Below are 17199 nucleotides of genomic sequence, written 5' to 3' on the forward strand. Positions count from 1 at the left end.
TTCGGATTCGAGTACCCCAGAAGTCCTATTCCCCAGTATCCCCCCGGAGCTCTGCGCTGTCGAGCCAGATCGTCACCGGACCATCATTGACCAACGCCACGTCCATGTGAGCCCCGAAGACACCAGTCTCTACCGGTAGGCTGAGCGACCGGAGTGCCTCTGCAAAGGCTTCGACGAGTGGACGAGCCTCATCCGGCGGAGCTGCCTCGATGAAGCTCGGACGACGTCCCTTACGAACGTCGGCATACAGCGTGAACTGTGAGACGACGAGCACACCCCCTCCGATCTCGAGCACTGAGCGGTTCATCTTACCGGCCTCGTCCTCGAAGATACGCAGGTGCGCCACTTTGCGAGCCATCCACTCGGCCGTCGCCTGATCGTCACCACGCCGCACGCCAACGAGCAGAAGCAAGCCCGGGCCGATCGCTCCGACGACTTGGCCGTCCACCGTCACACTCGCTTGACTCACACGCTGGACGAGGACGCGCACTGTTCCATCCCCCTCCTCAATCCGCATCACTTTGGGCACCATGCTCCGATTCGAGCGTCGCTACAGCAAGGGCAGCGATCCCCTCGCCACGCCCGATGAAACCGAGCCGCTCATTCGTTGTCGCCTTCAGATTCACCTGTGTAGTGGTGATCGCCAGCGCTTCGGCGATCCGCTCGCGCATCCGCTCACGGAACGGTGCAATCCGTGGGTACTCCGCAACAAGCGTGGCATCAACGTACGCGATACGCCATCCGGCCTCCTGGACGAGGCGGCGAATGTGACGAAGCAGTTCCAAGCTAGAGACATTTCGCCACCGCTCATCCTCGGGAGGAAAATGCGTTCCCAGATCCCCGAGACCAGCCGCTCCGAGCACAGCGTCGCCGATCGCGTGTGCCAGAACGTCAGCATCAGAATGTCCAGCCAGACCAACCGTTCCAGGAATTTCCACACCACCGAGCACGAGTCGACGCCCGGTGACGAGGGGGTGAACATCGTACCCCAAGCCGACGCGGATCATTCCCTTCTCCTTCGAGCGAGCAAAAACTCTGCAATCGTCACATCGAGTGGCGTCGTCAGCTTGATGTTCTCTGGATCACCAGGGAAGATGTAAACTGGAAAACCCGCACGCTCGAGAAGCGTTGCTTCATCGGTCACCGTGGCCAAACTTGCACCAACCCGACGGTAGGTCTCACGCAGCCAATCGAGACGGAACACCTGGGGGGTTTGTGCGGCCACGAGCGTCGAACGATCCGGCGTTGTGACAACTCGCCCATCCACTGAAACCTGCTTGATCGTATCGACGACCGGTACAGCAGCAACCACCGCTCCGTGCCGGTGTGCCATCGCGATCGCACGCCGGACGAGCTCCGAAGTAAGGAGCGGTCGCGCTGCGTCGTGGATCAGGACAAGCTGGACCGACGGACTAAGACACTCGACCCCCGCTCGTACCGAGAGTGCCCGTTCGGCTCCCCCTAACGTGACACGCACCGGTATCCGGAGTTCCGACACCTGGCACAGTGACTCGATTGCTGCAGCATTGGCCTCGCTGGCGACGACAACGATTTCATCGATCTGCGCCGAGCGCGCGAGTGCCCCGAGAACCCACGCGAGTGCTGGTCGACCGGCGAGCGGGAGGAGCGCCTTATCGCGTCCACCAAGTCGTTGTCCACTGCCAGCGGCAGGAATCACTGCCCCGCACGTCATGGTGTCTCGCCTCGCTGCACAAGTTGGCCGAAGACGAGCCGACCGCTCGCCGTCTGTAGCGTGCGAGTCACTTCGACGAGCACCTCGCGGCCGATAAAGGACTCTGCACGCTCAACGACCACAAGTGTGCCGTCCTCCAGGTACCCGATCGCCTGCTCCGGTTCCCGCCCTGGACCGACGAGAAGGAGCGTCAGCTGGTCACCCACATGCACTGGACTCCGAAGCGCTTCAGCCAGCTGGTGTGGATTGAGCACGATAAGCCCGCGCACTCGCGCCACATCGGCGAGACGCTGGTCACACGTCACGAGGCGGCCACCGAGCTCACTGCAGCGCGCCACAACGGCTTCGTCAGTGGGACGTGCTGGCTGAAAAGCGGACAGCACTTCGAGCCCAGCTCCAAGGTCCTCGCGGAGCCGGCGAAGAACCTCCAGTCCACGTCGGCCGCGTGCTCGCCGGGTACTCTCACGACTTTCAGCGATGCGATGGAGCTCCTGCAGTACCTCCTTAGGCACGTAGACTGTGCCCTCGAAGAATCCTGTCTGGAGAAGCGCTCGGATGCGCCCATCGATGAGCGCACTCGTGTCCAGTACCAAGGCTGGCTCACCCGGGCGCGACGCTCGCCCAACGAGCGAGAGGATCTCCGTCCGCTTGCTGTGCCCGACAAGTGTTCCAATCAGCGTCGCCAGCAGCGCGATGGCAGGCGGGACGAGTTGCCCAGCTGGACGCGGCAACAGGGCCAAGGGCCACGCAAGCAAGAGACCAAGCAGCGCACCCAAAAATGCGCCGAGACCGCCTGCGATGAGTGCATCGAGGGTGAGCGTACGCAACCGCAGAAGAATTGCGTCGACGAGGTCAAAGACGACATACGGGGTCGTCAGGAATCCCAGCGCCGCGAGCACTGCAGCGAGGAACAGCTGTGAAGCCCCGACGAGTTCTGGCCGTGCAGCCAGCACACCACCGAACGACCAGCCGACCAGTGCACCGACGAACAGGCCACTATAGCGTAACAGCCGCCCGATCGGCGCGTTCGCTCGCTCAGCTCGCGCCCGGCGTCGATCGACTGGCGGATGTTCTATCGTGCCCTCAGTCGAAGCTGTCTGCGCGGCGTCTTGGGGAGGCTTCAGTGCTACCATGTCGCCGCATCCATTCGCCGGCCGTGTCGCTCGCGCTCTCACTGCTCAGGCAGTGTAGCAGGTCGCTCGTAATGCCGAGCACGCGTTTCAAGCGCCGCGACGATTTCGAGTGGTACCTCAACGCTTCCCAACTCGCGGCCAGCACGAAATGCGGGGCCGTGGTAATCGCTCCCTCCTGTTGGGATGAGATCCCACCGTCGAGCCAGTTCGACCAGTTCACGCTGGATCTCCGGCGGATATTCCGCGTACCACGCCTCAAGACCAGCCAGCCCGGCTGGCACCAACTCAGCGAGCACCGATTCGAGGTCATCGACGCTGAGCGGGTGCGCCAGAACCGGTACACCACCGGCTGCGAAGATGATTTCGACCGCCTGACGAGGAGATGGATAGCTGCGCGGGACATACGCCGGACGATTGCGGCCCAAGTATCGGTCGAACGCCTCGTCAATGGACGAGACATAGCCATGGGTGAGAAGCAACCGTGCAGCGTGCGCCCGGGTGATCGTCCCGCCCTGAGCAACCGTTTCCAGATCCTCGAGCGTGAACGGGAAGCCGAGCCTACGGAGTTGCTCTACGATGCGCGCGGCGCGCTCTCGCCGCGCCTCGACCAACCGCTCGAGATGAGCACGGAGCACTGGCTGTTGTGGATCGATGAAGTATCCCAACACGTGGACTTCACCAGCCTCGACTGCGGTACTCAGCTCGATTCCCGGGACAACCGTGACACCGAGCTGAGCAGCAACCGTCTGTGCTGGCGCAAGACCAGCAACGGTGTCGTGATCAGTGATGCCAAGCACGCGAAGGCCGCGCGCTGCCGCCAACTGGACGAGCTCCTCAGGTGAAAGGAGCCCGTCGGACGCATTCGTGTGGGTGTGGAGATCGACTGTACCCATGCACAAGATAGAGAGACTGCCCCCGGTGCCCTCGCCGGGGGCAGTCCTCGTTCAGCGCGGTTCGACAATCAGCCGGATCGCTGTGCGATCCTCGTTCCCGATCGTGACCGTAATGAATGAGGGGAGACACACGGCATCAATACCCGACTCGGCGAGGTAATCGCGGGCGATCGCCACCGCCTTGATCGCCTGATTGGCCGCACCAGCACCGATGGCCTGGACCTCAGCCCGCCCAACTTCCCGAACGACACCTGCGATCGCGCCAGCGACTGCGCTCGGGCGAGAGCGCGCTGACACCTTGAGCACCTCGCTCCGCCGCTTCTGACCACCCGCTTGACCGCCGGACCGGGGAGACTCCTGATAACCCTCCTCAGGAGGGAAACTCGCCTCTGTACCGATTTTGATCTCACGCAAATCGAGTTTACTGAAGAAGCGCTCCATTCTGACTCCTCCGATGGATGTGGGTCACTCTGCCACGCTTGTCGCTCAGCCCGACTCCATTTCCGAGCAGCGCGTCCGATCCTCTACGCGGTCCCCCCACTCCTCTCCAGGATGACTTCCCTATCCCCATACACCGACTTGCCGTCGCGACGGGCCAGCCATGAGGCTGCAGCCGCGTGTAGGCGTACCACACCGAGACGAGCGCGTCAATAGACACAAGAGGCAGCCCTTTGCACTGTTCGCTCGATGCGAGCGTGTGAGCTGCACCGTCCCGACACTGGATATCACGTCCGCAGTGCTGTCGGCGATCATCGTAGGGTGACCAGCCAGCATCACTGCCTGTCCGTGCGGTTCAGCAGACGAGAAGAGTCGCTCAGGCCACCAGCATTCTGGGAACGGCTGTAATCCTACTACTGAATCGCGAAGCCTGACTTCGGGAGTATCGACTGTGAAGCGTGTCGATCTCCCCCGCGAGGACATCAAGCAAAACAGCCGGCACCCGCGTGGATGCCGGCTGTGTCGCGGTTAGCGGGCATAATCGATCGCCCGCGTCTCACGAATGACAGTAACTTTGATCTGTCCCGGGTAATCGAGTGTCTCCTGGATCTTCTTGACCACGTCGCGGGCAAGCCGCAACGCACCGTAGTCGTCAATCTGGTCCGGCCTGACGAGAATACGTACTTCGCGCCCGGCCTGGATTGCGTACGCCTTTTGGACGCCGGGGAAGGATGTCGCGACGCTCTCGAGCGCTTCAAGACGCTTGATGTAGGCTTCGAGCATCTCACGCCGCGCTCCTGGCCGAGCACCACTGATCGCGTCGGCAGCCGCGACGATAAATGCTTCGATCGTCTTGGGCTCTTCCTCACCGTGATGTGCCGCAATCGCGTGCACAATCTTGGCCGACCGACCGAGGCGTCGCGCGATGTCTGCGCCGATCAACGCATGCGGCCCCTCGACCTCGTGGTCGACGGCCTTGCCGATATCGTGCAGGAGCCCGGCTGTCTTGGCGACATTGACGTCCGCACCGAGCTCGGCAGCGAGTGCACCAGCGATGAGCGCAACCTCGATCGAATGCTGGAGTACGTTCTGCCCGTAACTCGTGCGGAAGCGAAGTCGACCCAGCAGGCGGATGAGATCCGGGTGCAGGCCCTGCACCCCAGCCTCGAGTGCTGCCCGTTCCCCCTCTTCCCAGATGATCTGCTCGACCTCTTGGCGCGTCTTCTCGACCACCTCTTCGATCCGCGCGGGGTGAATTCGCCCGTCTTGGATGAGCTTCAACAGTGCCCGACGAGCGATCTCGCGCCGCACTGGATCGAAGGATGAAAGTGTGACAGCCTCTGGTGTATCGTCGACGATAAGATCAACACCCGTCGCCTGCTCGAGCGCTCGGATATTCCGTCCTTCACGCCCGATAATACGACCCTTCATGTCGTCGCTCGGAAGCGGGACGACGGTTACCGTGGCCTCGGCGACGTATTCGGACGCGATCCGTTGAATGGCTGTCGCCAGAATCATGCGGGCACGCTGTTGCGCCTCCTCGCGCACCTGCTGCTCGAGTTCGCGGACCTGACGGTTGAGCAGTTCGCGTGCCTCCTCGGTCGCCTGCTGGATCACAAGCTGCCGCGCTTCCTCCAGTGTCATCTGCGCCACGCGTTGGAGCTCGGCCTGCCGTTCCTGCTCCAACCGGGCGATCTCCTCGAGGCGCTCCTCGATCTCCTTCTCTCGCGCCTGGATCTTGCGTTCACGCTTTTCAAGATTCTCCAGGCGCCGGTCCAGCTGTTCCTCCTTGGCCTGAAGCCGCCGCTCCAGACGCTCGACTTGTTGGCGTCGCAGCTGATATTCCTGCTCCAGTTCCTCGCGCAGCTTCAGCGCGGCATCCTTCGCCTCCAGGAGGATCTCTCTCTGCCGCGCCTCAGCCTCTTCCAGCAGTCGCCGGACCTCGTCTCCCGTTGCGCGCAGGCGCGAGCGTGCTGCCCGCTGTAAGTACAGGTAGGTTCCGAACATCACCACGATCGCTGTGACGACGACCGCGGCGACGACCATCAGCATGGTCTCCATCTCCGCGCCTCTCCTCAATGCATCGTTTGGTAACGTACAAGGTCGTCACGCAATGAAGCGAACGACCAATAACTGGCGGGGAATTGCCCGCCTCTAAGGATACCCCTCACCAGCCGCTCACGCCAAACGTGCGGCCGAGCACTGCTGCCCTGTGAAGCGGAGCTCAGAGGCTCACATGAATTCGCCATAACCACAGCCCCATCCTCGCATCTCGTGGTGGGCATGGTCTGCTCAGCCCGTGCTCAACACCGCCAGCGGTAGAGCACCGATGGAAGAACTGCAGCTGCTTGGAGCCCGTACTGCTCTCCCCGGCAGCGCTCAGTAGAGCAACGGTACATTAGCCCGGCAAGCGGGTAGACCACCAGACGCGAATCCCCTTAACAAGACACGACATCACAGATCAGACTTCGTTGAGCGATCTGGTCAGCAACGTGAGGAGGGGGGTTATGTCCGCCGAGCGTTCTGCCTGGCTCACTTGCGCGATGCAACATCGCCGCTTTCTCCGTCTCGCGAGCTTGGGAGCCGGACTTCTCGGGGCCGGCCTCCTTGGGGCATGCGCCCGTTCAGCGGAGACTCCGCCTGCGGCAACGCCGACTACTGCCCCTGCTCCTGGTCAGACCCTGGCTCCTGCGGCCTCTCCAACCCCAGTGACAGCCGCGACCGGCGGGGCGTTTGTCATCGCACGGCTCACCGATACGATCACGCTTGATCCATCGCGCCAGTACGAATTGACTTCGCCCATCGTGATGGGCGCTTGCTATGAACGCTTAGTGACCATTCAAGCGCGGGATATCCGCACTATCCATCCCCACTTGGCTGAAAAGTTCGACATCACACAAGACGTTACAACATACACTTTCACTCTCCGCGAGGGGGGTACGCTTTGCCTCTGGGAATCAATTGACTTCCGCTGACGTCGTCTTCAGTTTCAACCGTCTGCGCGAACTGAAGGACAACCCCTCCTGGTTGGCCGATATTATTCAGGCAATGGAAACCCCAGACGCCCGAACGGTCCGCATCAGACTCACTGAGCCGAATGCCGTCTTCCTCGCCATGCTCGTTTCCCCAAACTTCTCGATCCTCGATTCAACCGTTGTCAAGCAACAGGGTGGTACCGACCAACCCGGCGCAGACAAGGTAACAGAGTGGCTGAACCAGAACTCGGCTGGTTCCGGTCCCTTCGTGCTCAAGGGCTGGGTCAATGAACAAGAGATTGTTATGGTGCGTAATCCGAACTACTGGGGGCAGCCGGCAGCGCTCGAACGGGTGATTATCCGGCACATCCCTGATCCGACGACTCAGCGACAGCTTCTGGAAAGTGGTGACGTCGACGCGGCACACAACCTCGATGCCGATCTCATCGCCGAACTCGCGCAGGCTGGCACGACACAGATTGTCCGCGGCGATACGCTCGACACCGAGTACTTCGCGATGCACACCAGTCCCGAGATAGGGAAAGAGCTTGCCGACAAGCGCGTGCGGCAGGCTATCGCCTACGCAATCGACTATGACGGGATCATCCAGCAGATTCTCCGAGGTGCTGCTGTCCGTCCGCCCTCAGTCATTCCGAGCGGCCTGTTGGGTGTCACCGAGGCCGAGGACGCACGGTATCAGACCAATGTGGAGCGCGCTCGGCAACTCTTTGGGGGAAGCGGGTTTAGCGAACGGCTTCGACCTCACCCTGACCTTCTCCAGCGGCGGCACAGAGGTCGGGGGTGTCTCATCCGAAGTTCTAGCGAGCAAGATTGCTGACGATCTGCGGAAGGTTGGAATCCGCGTCACTCTTGATCCACGCGCACCGGATGTCCGACTCGCCGACTATCGGGCAGGCAAGTTGCAGTGCACGATTTCTGGCTGGACGCCGGACTTCCTCGACCCGCACGGCTGGGCAATCCCCTTCGGGGTTCCTGGCGAAGCCGCGGCGAAGCGTGTGGCATACACCAACCCACAAGTCGCCGACCTCTTCCAGCGAGCTGCCCGCACCGCTGATCCACAAGAGCGTGCTCGACTCTACGCGCAGGGGCAACGACTGCTCAACGAGGACGCGCCGTTCCTCTGCCTCTATCAGCCCAAGGCACAGATCGCCGTCGGCAAAAACGTGCACGGCTATGTGTTCGATCCGGTGATCGGGGTTGACCTGAGCAAAGTACGAAAGAGCTGAGCCGCCGCCCGGAGCGATTCATCGGGAGCAGTGGACTGTGCTCGGGCAGTTCGTTTTCCGGCGTTTTCTCTTGACAATCCCTTTGCTCTTCGGGATCACCCTCGTGACCTTTACGGTCTCTCACCTCATTCCGGCTGACCCGCTTATGGCGATCTTGCCTGAGCGTGCCGCCAGCGATCCGGAGACCGTCCGCATGTATCGGGAGCAGTGGGGACTCGACCGATCACTCCCGGAACAGTCTCTGTTCTATCTTCGCAATCTCCTGCGAGGCGACCTTGGAGAGTCGTATACGAGCCGCCGACCGGTCACGCAGGAGCTCCGGCAACGTTTCCCAGCGACGGTGGAACTTGCCCTCGCTGCGATGCTCTTTGCTGTCACTTCCGGCTTGACACTCGGAATCCTTTCCGCACTCTGGTACGAGCGCTGGATCGATCATCTGGCGAGAATTGTCTCGCTCGTTGGTGTGTCACTTCCGGTCTTCTGGCTTGGGCTCTTGGCCCTACAACTCTTCTATGCCAACCTCCGCCTCCTCCCTGGTCCCGGTCGCATCGACCCTCGCCTCACTGCTCCACCGTTCCGCACCGGCTTTTACACCATTGACAGCCTACTCGCGGGAGACCTGTCGCTCTTTCTGAACGTCCTCGCTCATTTGGTCTTGCCCGGTATGGTCCTTGGGAGTTATGCTATGGGGATCATCGCGCGCATGACCCGCTCGGCCCTGCTCGACGTACTCGGAGCAGACTACATCCGGACCGCCCGTGCCAAGGGACTCAGGGAACATCGTGTTATCCTCATCCATGCCCTGCGCAATGCACTGATTCCGACGGTCACGGTTATTGGCCTCACTTTCGGCAGTCTTTTGGCTGGCGTCGTATTGACCGAAACGAGCTTCGCTTGGCCAGGAATTGGACGCTACGCCGTGGACGCCGCTATGAAACTTGATCTTCCAGCCGTGATGGGGGTGACACTACTCATTGCAGTCGTTTATGTGATCGTGAACTTTGTGACCGACGTCCTCTACGGCATCCTCGACACCCGGATCCGGGTAAGCTGAGGGAGTTGCCGCGTGCTCACGGGCGTGCGCACAGCGGAACGGTTGGGTACTCGCTCGCGCTGGTGGGATCGGCCGGCTTGGCAGGCGTTCCGCGCTCTCTGGCAACGACCAAGCGCGTTGGTGGGGCTTGCCATTTTGCTCTTCTGGATCGGCGTTGCCCTGACGGTCACATTCCTCGTGCCGTTCCATCCCCTGGCCACTGACGTGAGTGCGCGGCTTCAGTCGCCAAGCCTGACGCATTGGTTCGGAACCGACGACCTCGGCCGCGATATTTTTCGGCGCACCCTCTATGGTGCCCGCATCTCACTCCCGGCAGGCTTCCTCACTGTCCTCGGAGCACTCGTTATCGGTTGTCTCGTCGGTGCGATCGCTGGCTACGCAGGAGCTGGATCGATGCCATCCTTATGCGCATCGCCGACATGGTGCTTGCCTTCCCCTCGATCGTCTTGGCAATGGCGATTGCTGCTGCGCTTGGTCCGGGTTTGAAGAATGCATTGATCGCAATCGTGATCGTCCTGTGGCCGGAGTACGCGCGGCTCATGCGTGCACAGGTCTTGGCTGTGAAGGCACAGGAGTAAGTGACCGCTGCCGAAGCACTTGGCATGAGCAGGCTTCGCTTACTGCTCATTCACATCCTCCCCAACACCCAGGCCCCCCTGGTAGTCAAAGCAACACTCGACGTCGGTGCAGCCATTGTCCTCACAGCAGGACTCTCCTTTATCGGCCTTGGTGCTGTCCCTCCCGCGCCAGAATGGAGTGCAATGATCCGCGAGGGGCAACGTCGTTTCAGCCAGTGGTGGCTCCCAACGTTCCCTGGGCTTGCGATCTTTAGCGTCGTGATGGCACTCAACTTCCTCGGTGATGGACTCCGAGATGTACTCGATCCGCGGCGTCGCCGACGCTGAGCGATCTCCAGCCACGACGGTACGAGACGTGCGCAGAGGCTCCCTTTCCTTCGCAAGGGGTCTGGACTGAGCCGGGAATGCTCACTCCTGATTTGAGGAACGGAAGAGAACACGTACCGAGTCAGCGCCGCCTCTGAGGGTAACCGCATGGGTGCAAGGGATGAGAAGACCGCACTTCGGTCAAAACCTCGATCGGGGAGCGTGCAACCGAAAGAACATGTGTAATCATTTCCAGCTGTGGTCGTTGCCCCAGCATGGAGTGACTGGCAGAAGGGGGGAAATCTATGCGGTGTGTTGTTGCACGACTTGCCAAATGGATCGCCTTGGGACTGATCGGCGCAGCGCTCTACGACCAGCTTCGCCGCGCTCCGGCTGAGCGCACGTGGATGGGGCAGATCGGACCCGTTCCGTATGACTTCCGCCTTCCCTCTCTTGAACGCCTGCGTGCGAGTCTCTGGAACCCTGACGACCCAAGAATCATCACCTCGATGCCGTGGGGAATCGGCTGGTCAGTCAATCTCGCGCGGGCTTGGCTCCGCCTTTCCCCACTCGTCGAGCAGGCGCGCCGACGACTTACGACCGCGCTCGGCGGGCAAGGAGCTGCCACGCACCAGTGAGCGTCAGCACAACGCCAAGTCCGAGGAGAACAGTTGTCACCCCGAATGCATCCGCTAGCGCACCAGCCCCGAAAACTGGGAGAAACGCGACGCTGTTGGAAACGGTGAAAAAGACCGCGAAGATTCGTCCGCGTGCTTGCTCCGGCGCTTCCGCCTGGAGCAGTGTCTGCGCCGGTGCACGGACAAGCCCATCCGCAAGACCGAGGAGCGCTGCAACGGTCACCGCACCAATGAGTTCTGCAATACCACGTCCCAACGCATCGGGAAGTTCAGCGAGAGCCACAAGCAATAAACCACCACCGACGAGTGCAATATCCGCCGTGCGCTCAATCCCCAACCAGCGGGTGACGCGGTCCACGATGAGCGTCCCGAACACCACCCCAAGTCCAGCTGGCAAGACGAGATAGGCAATATCTTCCTTGGCCAATTCGAGCACCAGCGTCACATACCCCGGCCCGAGCGCTGCGACGACGAGATACGTCGCGGTAGCAACCGCCAAATACCCGATCGCCTTGCGCAGGACCCGGTGTCCAGCAGCAAGCCGCACCCCTTCCACCATCTCATTCCAGACCTGCACGACCAGTGCCCCCGTATTGAGCACCAGGCGACGGTTCACCGCTACACGTGGAAGGAGGATGGAAAGCGCTGTGCTCACGGCGAAGAACACGACGGTTGCCCCGAGCACAGCCCGGACCCCAACCAGCTTGACCAAGAGCGGCCCAGCGATTGCAAACCCCGCCAGCTGCGATGCGGTGAACGTGAGGTTGAAAAGCGCATTTGCCCGGACAAGCCGCCCACTTGGAACCACGCTCGGTAGCATCGACCAGAGTGCCGGGCCGAAGAATTGTCCGACAGTACCTGAGGCGAAGGCGAGAGCGTAGACCACAAGCAGCGCTGCTAGCGGGGCCCAGCGCGCCTCGATGAAGAGCAAACCGATGACCGCAAGCCCTCTGAGCGCGTTCGTAGTGATCAACACACTTCGTCGATCAAAGCGATCGGCCACAACACCTGAGAGTGGACTCACCAGTACGGCAGGCAACGAAAAGCTCAGCACTGCAAGACCGACTGCAGTATTGGTAGGAAGCGGTGCTCCGCGCTCGAGAATGCCTTGCACCAGGACCAGCAAGGCGAAATTTACCGCGTTCTGTGACGTCTGCGACAGCGTCTGGACAAGCCAGAGCAGCACGAACGGTCGATGACGGAGGAGACTACGCTCTCGTGTAACAGTCTCTTCGGGAAGTGGCTCAAGCGTTTCAAGACGACTCATCGCGCGGCCGTGGGGGGGAGCACAAGCGGCGGCTTCTCCGAGCGAGTCACGATCGTTTTGAGCCGCCGGCGAAACTCGTGGCGTGGCAACAAGACACGCCGCCCGCAACCGAGGCAGCGGAGACCAATATCTGCCCCGACCCGAACGACGACCCAGTCGGTCGAGCCACAGGGATGCTGCTTGCGCAAGCGCACAACGTCGTCGACCTGGACGTCGAGCGTCATCAGTCCCTCCTGGGAGCGAGTATAGCTGGTCACTCAGAAGGGAATGGGGAGTGCTAGACTGCGGCAGGGGTGATGCGCGTGCGTGCCCTTGGCAAGCTTAGTTTGATGCTGAGCTGGCTTGTCGCGGTGATGCTGGCGTGGAGCATCGTCTTCTGGCTCGTCGTATGCCAAAACGTTGGTGGACTGCAGGATTTCTGGGCAGCAGAGCGTTTGCTCGCGTACGGAGCATTTCTCATCGCACCAGCCCTGACCTTTGCTCCACTGGGTCGCCTCGTCCGTGTGCCGTTCTTGGGGATCGAAGCCATCGCTGGCTGGTCAACCAGCCTTTTTGTCTGGACGTTCATTGACCCGGAGCGAGTGAGAGGGCCGCTCGCGATGCTCGTCGTGCTGCTTCCGCTCCTCGTTAGTGTCTCGTCCATCTTCACCCTGCTCAGTGCTGCGGTAGAACTCCGCTTGGCAGCTCGCCGCGCCATTCTCCCAGATCCCCTTCGGGCACGCCGACGGGGGTACGTGCTTGGCCTTTTCTCCGTCGGCTGCCTCTTGCTCCACTCGCTGGGAGCACTCACGGCGATTAACGTGGGGTTGCTCGCGCTCATTGCGCTCCTGGTTGAACTCTTGGCCATGACCTGGTTCGCCCCGGTACGAGAGATAGGAGACGAAAGCAGTGGCTCGACTCGGGATCGACGTCGGCGGAACGAATACGGACGCGGTGCTCCTCGACCGCGGTGAGGTTATCGCATGGGCGAAACACCCGACGACTCCTGACGTTAGCAGCGGCATCTTTGCTGCGGTCCGGGACGTCCTTGCACACGCACCACTGGCACCACGTGAGATCAGTGCCGTCATGTTGGGCACCACACATTTCACGAACGCTGTTGTCCAGCGTCGTGACCTTGCCCACATCGCGGTCATCCGCCTTGGACTGCCCGCAACCACCTCGATCCCGCCACTTGAGGACTGGCCCGACGACTTGCGTGAAACGGTTGCTGAACTCGCGGTAATCCTCCCAGGGGGTCATCAGTTTGATGGACGGGAAATCGCCCCACTCGATTGGCAGGCCCTTGAGCAGCTCGCTCGAGAGTTACGACGACGGGGAGTCGACACAGCAGCAGTCACCGCTGTCTTTTCGCCTGCTGTCCCGAAGCACGAGGACGCCGTTGCAGAGTTCCTCACCGCGCACGTCCCGGGGCTTCGCGTCACCCGTTCGCGGGAAATCGGTCGGATCGGCCTGCTTGAACGGGAGAATGCTGCTGCACTCAATGCAGCGCTCGTTCCGCTCGCAGAACAGACAGTCCGCGCCTTTCAGCAGGCACTAAGCGAGCTTGGTCTCGAGGCTCCACTGTACCTGAGCCAGAATGACGGGACACTCATGACAGCCGAGTTCGCAGCTCGCTATCCGGTACTTACTTTCGCTTCTGGCCCCACCAATTCGATGCGTGGGGCGGCTGTCCTGAGCGGGCTCCGCGATGCGATTGTGCTCGACGTCGGTGGTACGACGACTGACGGTGGTGCGCTCGTCGGGGGCTTTCCGCGTGAGGCCTCATTCGCAGTCATGATCGGTGGTGTGCGAACGAACTTCCGTATGCCGGACGTCGTTTCGATTGGCCTGGGTGGTGGAAGCCTCGTGGGACCAGACGGCGCGACAGTAGGGCCACAGAGCGTCGGCTTCCGCCTCAACGAAGAGGCGCTTGTCTTTGGCGGTTCGACGCTCACCGCAAGCGACATCGCTGTCGCGGCTGGTCGCGCTCGCTTCGGCGATCCCAGCCGCATCGCGCATCTTCCTCCGAATGTCGTCCGGCGAGCACTCACGACGATCGACCAGCGACTGAGCGAGCTCATCGATAGCTTGAAGACGACACGGGCAGCAGTGCCGGTTATCGTCGTTGGCGGTGGGAGTGTCCTCGTCCCTGATCACCTGGAAGGAGCAAGCGAGGTTATTCGTCCACCACACGCTGCGGTTGCGAACGCGATCGGCGCGGCAATTGCGCAAGTGAGCGGCGAAATCGACCGGATTGTTTCTCTTGAAGGGCAAACACGTGAGGCCGCGCTCACCGCGGCTTGCGCTGATGCCCGTCGTGCCGCCATCGAGGCCGGCGCTGACCCAGGCAGTGTCACAGTCGTCGAGATCGAGGAAATACCAATCGCCTATCTCCCGTCGAACGCGGTGCGAGTCCGCGTCAAGGTTGTGGGTGATCTACGAGGAGGTTGAGTGTGGGCTGGGAGCTCACTGAAGCGCACGTAGAAGCGCTGGCCATTGGCGCTGGTATCTTGGGCACCGGTGGCGGCGGAAACCCCTACTACGGCAAGCTCTATGTCCGCAGACTGCTGCGCGAGAGACGACGCGTTTGCATCGTCGCACCGGAAGAGGTACCAGACGACGCGCTTGTTGTCTCGGTCGGGGGGATGGGTGCACCGACAATCGGGATCGAGCGGATCCACCGGGGAGACGAGCCGCTCGCAGCGCTGCGTGCTCTTGAGCAGCACCTTGGACGGAGAGCAACACATCTAGTACCAGGCGAGATCGGTGGAGCGAACGCGCTTCGCCCCCTTGCCGTTGCCGCGCTCGCTGAACTCCCGGTGATCGATGGAGACGGCATGGGGCGAGCTTTTCCGGAGCTCCAGATGGACACCTTTGCAATCTATGGCATCCCGGCCACGCCGGCCGCGCTCGCCGATATCGACCATAACCTTGTTGTCTTTCCACACCTGCGTGACGCAGTGACGTTAGAGCGGTACGCCCGTGCTGTGACGGTACAGATGGGTGGCGCAGCCGGCTTTGCCTTCCCAGCGATGAGCGGTGCAGCGCTTCGTCGCGTCGTCATTCCCTATACGATCAGCCTCGCCGTGCAGCTGGGAGAAGCGGTGTTAGCGGCACGCTCGGAACATGCCGACCCGATTGCGGCGGCCCTAGCTGTCACCGGTGGCTGCCGGCTTTTTCGCGGCAAAGTGATCGACGTGGAGCGCCGGTTGGCGGCAGGCTTTGCGCGGGGAAGCATGCGCATAGAAGGACTCGGCGATGACCGAGGGAGCGAACTCCAGATTGACTTTCAGAACGAGAACTTGATCGCCCGTCGAGACGGCCAGGTCATCGCCGCGGTACCTGACCTGATCTGCCTCGTTGACCAGGAAACCGCCGAACCGGTCACGACGGAAGTCGTCCGGTACGGCCTCCGCGTGGCCGTACTCGGCATCCCGGCACCGGCACTGCTCCGGACGCCAGAAGCACTAGCAGTTGTCGGGCCTGCTGCCTTTGGGTACGTCGATGTGGAGTACCAACCGCTGCCAGGCATCTATGGAGGAGATCGTCTCGCGGCAGAGCGCGGCGCGGCAACTCAGTAAACGGCGTTGAGCAACATCATACGCAAAAGATAAATCAAGAGCAGTGCGACCAGCGGCGAGAAATCGATGAATCCTGTTCGCGGCATGACGCGCCGGATCGGAGCAATGATTGGTTCGGTAACCTGCACCAGGATCTGCGAAATCGGCCAACGTGCCCCAGGATCAAACCAGGAGAGGATCGCACGGGCGATGATCGCGATCTGCATCACCCACAGAAAGGTGAGAAGCACGTTCAGCACAAATTCCACGGAAGACAGCCTCCAGTTCTGTACTTACAGAATGGTATCACCGCCCAGGAAAAGCGTCAATCGACATGCACACCGGTGCACTGCGGACAGCACGAGCGGGTGTGATGCTTCATTCCGATACCTCGCGTAGAATGGCGCAGGCCGTGCTGTGGCCGAATAGTCTGATGAGCGGAAAGGAGCGAGAGCGGACGATGAGCAAGGACGTGCTCGTGTTGACCTGGAAATATTTCTCCGCCCGCGAGGAGATCCAGCGCTTCCTTGCAGAACGCGGGTGCCGTTTCGTCGAGCGGGAGATTCGCTATCCGGTTGATGAAGAACAACTCTGCGAACTCGTCCGGGACATTGACGGGCTGGTGGTCGGGTTGGAGCCGGTCACTGCGCGCGTTTTGTCCTGTGCGAACCGTCTCAAGGTGATCAGCACCAGCGGCGTCGGCTACGACAACATTGACGTCGCGGAAGCGACCCGCCGTGGCATCGTCGTGAGCAACTGTCATGGTGCCAACGAGCACTCGGTCGCCGAACTTGCCTTCGGCCTTATGCTGAGCCTTGCCCGGCGCATCCATGGATCCGACCGGGCAATGCGGCAGGGACGCTGGGAACCATACTTTGGAGTCGAGCTCTGGGGCAAGACGCTGGGCGTCGTTGGACTGGGCCGCACGGGTCGGGCCGTTGCGCTGCTTGGGCGTGGATTTGGGATGCGTGTCCTCGCTCACGACATTGTGTGGGATACGACTTTTGCCAACGCCCATGAAATCAGCTACGTTCCGCTCGATAAGCTCCTGCGCGAGTCGGACTTCGTCTCGCTCCACGTTCCGCTGACACCCGAGACGCGCTATCTCATCGACGAACGGGCACTCGCGCTGATGAAGCCGACTGCATTCCTCATCAACCTGGCACGCGGGCCGGTCGTCAAGCAGTCGGCGCTGGTGGAGGCGCTACGCCGCGGGCAGATTGCTGGCGCTGGACTGGACGTCTTCGAGGTCGAGCCGATCCGCGACAACCCGTTTATCGAGTTCGAGAATGTCGTCATGACGCCACACCTCGGCGGCTCGACCCAGGAAGCGCGCGAGCGCACCCTCTATCTGGCACTGACCAACGTCTGCAACGTGCTCAACGGCCGGCCACCCCATGCACAGGTGAACCCTGAAGTGCGCCTTGGATGGTGA

The 17199-nt window shown here is 61.6% G+C and carries 19 protein-coding genes and 1 pseudogene; 10 read left to right on the top strand and 10 right to left on the bottom strand.

The features are described 5' to 3' along the window. Positions 1–25 precede the first annotated feature (25 nt). The 7 genes from dtd to rny form a co-directional block, all read right to left on the bottom strand. On the bottom strand, positions 26–490 hold the full coding sequence (gene dtd, locus NET03_RS06070; RefSeq protein WP_252128142.1) for a D-aminoacyl-tRNA deacylase: 465 nt from the start codon (positions 488–490) through the stop codon (positions 26–28). 16 nt (positions 491–506) lie between these two features. Next, the gene (gene ispF, locus NET03_RS06075) at positions 507–1007 is read right to left on the bottom strand and encodes a 2-C-methyl-D-erythritol 2,4-cyclodiphosphate synthase (protein WP_252128006.1); all 501 of its coding nucleotides are present in this window, start codon (positions 1005–1007) and stop codon (positions 507–509) included. After that, the gene (gene ispD / locus NET03_RS06080; protein ID WP_252128007.1) at positions 1004–1693 is read right to left on the bottom strand and encodes a 2-C-methyl-D-erythritol 4-phosphate cytidylyltransferase; all 690 of its coding nucleotides are present in this window, start codon (positions 1691–1693) and stop codon (positions 1004–1006) included. Before ispD ends, ispF begins: the two co-directional genes overlap by 4 nt. Beyond that, a complete protein-coding gene (locus NET03_RS06085) occupies positions 1690–2826 on the bottom strand; it encodes a PIN/TRAM domain-containing protein (RefSeq protein WP_252128008.1) in 1137 nt (378 codons plus the stop codon). Before NET03_RS06085 ends, ispD begins: the two co-directional genes overlap by 4 nt. 38 nt (positions 2827–2864) lie before the next feature. Then, positions 2865–3719: a PHP domain-containing protein gene (locus tag NET03_RS06090; RefSeq protein ID WP_286207157.1), complete on the bottom strand. Its 855-nt coding sequence runs from the start codon at positions 3717–3719 to the stop codon at positions 2865–2867. A gap of 51 nt (positions 3720–3770) precedes the next feature. Beyond that, positions 3771–4160 (bottom strand): stage V sporulation protein S, encoded by a 390-nt coding sequence (locus NET03_RS06095; protein ID WP_286207158.1) that lies wholly within the window; start codon positions 4158–4160, stop codon positions 3771–3773. 525 nt (positions 4161–4685) lie between these two features. Then, positions 4686–6218, bottom strand: coding sequence for a ribonuclease Y (gene rny / locus NET03_RS06100; RefSeq protein WP_252128010.1), 1533 nt, complete (start codon positions 6216–6218; stop codon positions 4686–4688). 446 nt (positions 6219–6664) lie between these two features. On the opposite strand from rny, the gene NET03_RS06105 reads away from it, so the two are divergent. The 6 genes and pseudogenes from NET03_RS06105 to NET03_RS06135 all read left to right on the top strand — a co-directional run bounded on the left by NET03_RS06105 (position 6665) and on the right by NET03_RS06135 (position 10955). After that, positions 6665–7132 carry a hypothetical protein gene (locus NET03_RS06105; protein ID WP_252128011.1) on the top strand — a complete coding sequence of 156 codons (468 nt, stop codon included), beginning with the start codon at positions 6665–6667 and terminating at the stop codon, positions 7130–7132. Beyond that, positions 7119–7970, top strand: coding sequence for an ABC transporter substrate-binding protein (locus NET03_RS06110; RefSeq protein WP_252128012.1), 852 nt, complete (start codon positions 7119–7121; stop codon positions 7968–7970). Before NET03_RS06105 ends, NET03_RS06110 begins: the two co-directional genes overlap by 14 nt. 82 nt (positions 7971–8052) lie before the next feature. Continuing rightward, entirely contained in the window at positions 8053–8379 is a 327-nt protein-coding gene (locus NET03_RS06115; RefSeq protein ID WP_252128013.1) for a periplasmic substrate-binding domain-containing protein, read from the top strand. Positions 8380–8416: 37 nt separating this feature from the next. After that, positions 8417–9433 carry an ABC transporter permease gene (locus NET03_RS06120; protein ID WP_252128014.1) on the top strand — a complete coding sequence of 339 codons (1017 nt, stop codon included), beginning with the start codon at positions 8417–8419 and terminating at the stop codon, positions 9431–9433. A 42-nt stretch (positions 9434–9475) separates the two neighbouring features. Then, positions 9476–10338: pseudogene (locus NET03_RS13895) on the top strand (ABC transporter permease). Between the two features lie 284 nt (positions 10339–10622). Then, positions 10623–10955 (top strand): DUF5808 domain-containing protein, encoded by a 333-nt coding sequence (locus tag NET03_RS06135; protein WP_252128016.1) that lies wholly within the window; start codon positions 10623–10625, stop codon positions 10953–10955. On the opposite strand, the gene NET03_RS06140 is transcribed toward NET03_RS06135, so the two are convergent. After that, the gene (locus tag NET03_RS06140) at positions 10912–12222 is read right to left on the bottom strand and encodes an MFS transporter (protein WP_252128017.1); all 1311 of its coding nucleotides are present in this window, start codon (positions 12220–12222) and stop codon (positions 10912–10914) included. The two genes, NET03_RS06135 and NET03_RS06140, sit on opposite strands and share 44 nt — an antisense overlap. Then, on the bottom strand, positions 12219–12446 hold the full coding sequence (locus tag NET03_RS06145) for a DUF951 domain-containing protein (RefSeq protein WP_252128018.1): 228 nt from the start codon (positions 12444–12446) through the stop codon (positions 12219–12221). Before NET03_RS06145 ends, NET03_RS06140 begins: the two co-directional genes overlap by 4 nt. 72 nt (positions 12447–12518) lie before the next feature. Here NET03_RS06145 and NET03_RS06150 point away from each other — a divergent pair, with 72 nt between their 5' ends. From NET03_RS06150 to NET03_RS06160, 3 genes are read left to right on the top strand one after another with little or no spacing between them, the layout of a single operon-like run. Beyond that, positions 12519–13175, top strand: a complete 657-nt coding sequence (locus NET03_RS06150) for a hypothetical protein (RefSeq protein WP_252128019.1) — start codon at positions 12519–12521, stop codon at positions 13173–13175. Then, the gene (locus tag NET03_RS13795; RefSeq protein ID WP_252128020.1) at positions 13111–14655 is read left to right on the top strand and encodes a hydantoinase/oxoprolinase N-terminal domain-containing protein; all 1545 of its coding nucleotides are present in this window, start codon (positions 13111–13113) and stop codon (positions 14653–14655) included. Before NET03_RS06150 ends, NET03_RS13795 begins: the two co-directional genes overlap by 65 nt. A 2-nt stretch (positions 14656–14657) precedes the next feature. Continuing rightward, positions 14658–15785 carry an S-methyl thiohydantoin desulfurase family protein gene (locus tag NET03_RS06160; RefSeq protein WP_252128021.1) on the top strand — a complete coding sequence of 376 codons (1128 nt, stop codon included), beginning with the start codon at positions 14658–14660 and terminating at the stop codon, positions 15783–15785. Here the strand turns inward: NET03_RS06160 and NET03_RS06165 are convergent. After that, positions 15779–16033 (bottom strand): YggT family protein, encoded by a 255-nt coding sequence (locus NET03_RS06165; protein ID WP_252128022.1) that lies wholly within the window; start codon positions 16031–16033, stop codon positions 15779–15781. The two genes, NET03_RS06160 and NET03_RS06165, sit on opposite strands and share 7 nt — an antisense overlap. 191 nt (positions 16034–16224) lie before the next feature. On the opposite strand from NET03_RS06165, the gene NET03_RS06170 reads away from it, so the two are divergent. Further along, a complete protein-coding gene (locus NET03_RS06170; protein ID WP_252128023.1) occupies positions 16225–17199 on the top strand; it encodes a phosphoglycerate dehydrogenase in 975 nt (324 codons plus the stop codon).

The sequence above is a fragment of the Thermomicrobium sp. CFH 73360 genome (assembly GCF_023806465.1).
Lineage (GTDB): Bacteria > Chloroflexota > Chloroflexia > Thermomicrobiales > Thermomicrobiaceae > Thermomicrobium.

Coding starts and splice junctions, on each gene's coding strand:
- NET03_RS06170 (WP_252128023.1), top strand. CDS start 16,225: ATGAGCAAGGACGTGCTCGTGTTGACCTGGAAATATTTCTCCGCCCGC.
- ispD (WP_252128007.1), bottom strand. CDS start 1,693: ATGACGTGCGGGGCAGTGATTCCTGCCGCTGGCAGTGGACAACGACTT.
- NET03_RS06135 (WP_252128016.1), top strand. CDS start 10,623: ATGCGGTGTGTTGTTGCACGACTTGCCAAATGGATCGCCTTGGGACTG.
- NET03_RS06095 (WP_286207158.1), bottom strand. CDS start 4,160: ATGGAGCGCTTCTTCAGTAAACTCGATTTGCGTGAGATCAAAATCGGT.
- rny (WP_252128010.1), bottom strand. CDS start 6,218: ATGGAGACCATGCTGATGGTCGTCGCCGCGGTCGTCGTCACAGCGATC.
- NET03_RS06150 (WP_252128019.1), top strand. CDS start 12,519: ATGCGCGTGCGTGCCCTTGGCAAGCTTAGTTTGATGCTGAGCTGGCTT.
- NET03_RS06105 (WP_252128011.1), top strand. CDS start 6,665: ATGTCCGCCGAGCGTTCTGCCTGGCTCACTTGCGCGATGCAACATCGC.
- NET03_RS06090 (WP_286207157.1), bottom strand. CDS start 3,719: ATGGGTACAGTCGATCTCCACACCCACACGAATGCGTCCGACGGGCTC.
- NET03_RS06140 (WP_252128017.1), bottom strand. CDS start 12,222: ATGAGTCGTCTTGAAACGCTTGAGCCACTTCCCGAAGAGACTGTTACA.
- ispF (WP_252128006.1), bottom strand. CDS start 1,007: ATGATCCGCGTCGGCTTGGGGTACGATGTTCACCCCCTCGTCACCGGG.
- NET03_RS06085 (WP_252128008.1), bottom strand. CDS start 2,826: ATGGTAGCACTGAAGCCTCCCCAAGACGCCGCGCAGACAGCTTCGACT.
- NET03_RS06145 (WP_252128018.1), bottom strand. CDS start 12,446: ATGACGCTCGACGTCCAGGTCGACGACGTTGTGCGCTTGCGCAAGCAG.